The organism is uncultured Dialister sp. (assembly GCF_900541605.1).
In the GTDB taxonomy this organism is placed as follows: domain Bacteria; phylum Bacillota; class Negativicutes; order Veillonellales; family Dialisteraceae; genus Dialister.
On sequence record NZ_UQKJ01000168.1, the window covers coordinates 1 to 3,585 of the forward strand.

Sequence of the window (3,585 nt, forward strand, 5' to 3'; positions counted from 1 at the left end):
GGAAGGCGCTTTGATGGGCAGGCTAAGCGCCTTTTGTATTCAGGCCAAACTTGGACATCCTATGCAGGATGTCCATCTCCAAGGGGGCACGCTTTTAACGAATAGAGTCACAGGGCGGAAACGACCGTTCCATGTGACACATTTCCCTCACATGCAGCCTTAGAGAAGGGGCGCGGCAAAGCCGCAGGATGGATGCGGCGCAGCCGCTAACGGCAATATAAAAGGCGGCGCACCATAATTTGTGCGCCGCCACATTTGCGGCAAAGCCGCTATAGACCTAGGCCTAGACCTAGATCTCTCCGCTCACCACTCACTTACATCCCTTACTCCCAGTTCCGTCAGTGCATGCCGGACGGCAGCTGTGGAGAAGCCTCTCCGGAGGAGGAAGGACGCTGCCTTTCGGTAGTTGGTGAGGATGGAGGGAAGAATTTTCGATTTCATGGTGAGAAGGGAAAGGGCGTTGTCCCGTTCTTCTTCTTCCGGAATGTGCCAGGGGCAGGGCAGGCCCCGGTCCTTCATTTTCAGGTGGATATAAGTATCCCCGTAGCAGCGGCGGACCCGGAAGGAGCGGAATACGTCTTCCGCCAGGCTTTCATCGTTCACGTAGCCGTAGTATTTCAGTTTTTCCACGGTCTTTTCGATGTCCTCTGCCCCGTACTCCCGGTCCTTCAGTTTCTTCCGGAGCTCCGCTTCGCTCTGGCCCCGGTACTGGAGAAGGTGGAGGGCTGCTTCGTAGCAGGTACGGTTACTTTTCTTTTTCGTCCTGTTCGGATAAGACGCCATCTTCGAAATGATCCGGTTCTACAACGAGGGTATCCCTGATAATCTTATCGATTTCCGCTGCCACATCGGGATGTTCCTTCAGGTATTTCTTAGCCGCTTCCCTGCCCTGGCTGATGCGGTTGCCCTTGTAGGAGTACCAGGCGCCGCTCTTCTGGATGATGTCCATGTTCACGGCGATGTCGAGGAGGGTGCCTTCCTTGGAAATCCCTTCGCCGTACATGATATCAAATTCCGCAACCTTGAATGGCGGTGCCACCTTGTTCTTCACGACCTTCGCCCGGGTGCGGTTGCCGATGACTTCGGTGCCGTTCTTGATGGCCTCGGCCCGGCGGATTTCGATACGCATGGACGCATAGAACTTCAGTGCCCGGCCGCCGGTGGTGGTTTCAGGGTTGCCGAACATGACGCCCACCTTTTCGCGGATCTGGTTGATGAAAATGACAATGGTACGGGACTTGCTGATGATCCCCGTCAGTTTCCGGAGGGCCTTACTCATGAGACGAGCCTGGAGGCCCACGGACTGGTCGCTGATGTCCCCTTCGATTTCCTGCTTCGGAACCAGGGCAGCTACGGAGTCGATGACCACGATATCCACGGCGCCGCTCCGAACGAGGGATTCGCAGATGGACAGGGCCTGTTCGCCGCTGTCCGGCTGGGAAATGAGGAGGTCCTTCGTGTCTACGCCCAGGTTATGGGCATACATGGGATCCAGGGCATGTTCCGCATCGATGAAGGCCGCCACGCCGCCCAGCTTCTGGGCTTCCGCGATGGCATGGAGGGCCAGGGTGGTTTTACCGGAAGATTCAGGTCCATAAATTTCAATGACCCGGCCCCGGGGGTAGCCTCCTACGCCCACTGCAATATCCAATGCCAGGGAACCTGTGGGGATGACATCAATGTCCAGCTTATCCCCCATGTCTCCGAGCCGCATAATGGAACCGGCCCCAAATTCCCTGGTAATCTGGTGCATGGCACTTTCCAGGGCCTTCTTCTTTTCCGGGCTTAAATCTTTTTGGTTAGCCATCTGAATCCTCCTTGTTGAAATGTATATATAAATGGTGTGAATAGTATGAATAGCAATGTATGTAAGATTGAGGTCGAGATTGAGATCGAGGACCCCATGCGTGTATATGGGGCTAAGGGTGGTGGGTGAACGGCGCTTCGCTTGTTCACCGGGTTGTAGGTGTTTCACACCGGGGGCATAAGGTGGGTCTGCCGCCATTGGCGGCTTATGTACCAACAGCACCCGCTTTCACGAGCACAGCGATGTGAAAGCCACAACCCGGTCGGGCCAGCGCAGCGCCGCCCGACCCACAACCTTTATGAACCATTCACCTCTTTGGGCCCGACGCTTTTTTACAGCCTCTCAGCGTACTTCAGCATGTAGTACAGCGCCTTTTGGGCGGCGCCGTAGCGGACGCTGCGGCGGGAACCGTAGAAATGCTCTTCGTGCACTTCCGTACCCAGGGGGCCGGAGACGCCGATGTAGACAAGGCCTGCGTCCTCGCCCCGTTCTCCTTTGCCCGGGCCGGCGTAGCCGGTGGTGGAGACAGCGATGTCGCTGCTGTACAGGGCCCTCGACCCCTCTGCCATCTGCCGGGCCACGGGCTCGCTGACGGCAGTGTATTCGTCCAAAGTGTCCTTATGGACGGAGAGCACCTTTTCCTTCGCTTCATTCCAGTAGGTCACAGCGCTCCCTTTAAAATACTCTGAGCTGCCGGGGGTGTCGGTGAGGAGCTTTCCGATGAGTCCCCCCGTGCAGGACTCGGCGGCGCTCACCGTGAGCCCTTTGGCAAGAAGCAGTTCATGGAGATCCTTCACCACGTCCGCCTCTATATTATACCGGGAAACGGTCATTCGTTTTTCAATTTCCGAAGCCACGGACTCGATGAGCCGGTCTGCATCCTTCTCGTCCTTCCCCTTCGCCGTCACCCGGATAGCCACGTATCCCGGACGGGCATAGAGGGCGATGGTGGGGTTCGTCTGGCTTTTGAGAAGGTCTCCGATGATTTCCTCGATCTCCGCTTCCGTCCGGTGCACCGAAGAGAGGACCAGGGACCGGATGATCCCCTGGCTGCCGAAATGCTCTGTGAGCCAGGGCAGCACGTGGTTCCGCATCATGGTCTTCATTTCAAAAGGCGGCCCCGGCAGGTGGATGAGCACCTTCCCATCTTTCACGGACGCAGAACCGCTGGCGGAACCTTCGTCGTTCGGGAAAATGTGGGCCCCCTCCGCAAACCAGGCCTGCCGGTCCAGGGAGGGCAGAAATTCTTTATGTTTATCCTTATAATAGGCGGCCAGCCGTTTCGATTCCTCCGGCACATGGACAAAGGGAAGGCCCATGACATTGGCCCCCGCCTTTTTCGTAATGTCTCCCAGGGTGGACCCCAGGCCCCCGGACGTAATGACCAGATCCGCCCGGGAAAGGGCGATGCGGAAGGCCTCTTCCATGCGGTGGAGATTGTCCCCCACCACCGTCATATAGGCCACGGTGTAGCCGTGTTCATTCAGGAAGGAAGCGAGCCACTGGGCATTCTCATTGGCAATCTCCCCCAGGAGCAGTTCCGTTCCTGTAGTGATAATTTCGGTAATCATATGTATGCTTCCTTAGTACAGAATTGAGAGTTGAGAGTTGAGAATTGAGGTCAAGCGGCTGCGCCGCAAGCCCATCAGAATCCCTCTGTCTGCTGTCGCAGACATCCCCCTTTGGAAAAGGGGGACTAATCATCAGCCTATGGCACACCCATCAGCTAACCTCCGTCGCCTGACGGCGCCACCGCCGGGCCCTGAAAGGAAGGCGTC

At 57.0% G+C, this 3,585-nt stretch carries 3 protein-coding genes; all 3 read right to left on the bottom strand.

Annotation, left to right across the window (positions count from 1 at the left end; translation table 11 throughout):
- Positions 1-303: 303 nt before the first annotated feature.
- The 3 genes from QZR21_RS08640 to QZR21_RS08650 all read right to left on the bottom strand — a co-directional run bounded on the left by QZR21_RS08640 (position 304) and on the right by QZR21_RS08650 (position 3,378).
- A complete protein-coding gene (locus QZR21_RS08640) occupies positions 304-783 on the bottom strand; it encodes a regulatory protein RecX (RefSeq protein ID WP_296096139.1) in 480 nt (159 codons plus the stop codon).
- Entirely contained in the window at positions 746-1,807 is a 1,062-nt protein-coding gene (gene recA, locus QZR21_RS08645) for a recombinase RecA (protein ID WP_296096138.1), read from the bottom strand. Before recA ends, QZR21_RS08640 begins: the two co-directional genes overlap by 38 nt.
- A gap of 332 nt (positions 1,808-2,139) precedes the next feature.
- A complete protein-coding gene (locus QZR21_RS08650) occupies positions 2,140-3,378 on the bottom strand; it encodes a competence/damage-inducible protein A (protein WP_296096136.1) in 1,239 nt (412 codons plus the stop codon).
- Between the last annotated feature and the right edge of the window lie 207 nt (positions 3,379-3,585).

Excerpts from the sequence above, each read along its gene's own strand:
- QZR21_RS08650 (WP_296096136.1), bottom strand. The coding sequence starts at position 3,378 with ATGATTACCGAAATTATCACTACAGGAACGGAACTGCTCCTGGGGGAG.
- recA (WP_296096138.1), bottom strand. The coding sequence starts at position 1,807 with ATGGCTAACCAAAAAGATTTAAGCCCGGAAAAGAAGAAGGCCCTGGAA.
- QZR21_RS08640 (WP_296096139.1), bottom strand. The coding sequence starts at position 783 with ATGGCGTCTTATCCGAACAGGACGAAAAAGAAAAGTAACCGTACCTGC.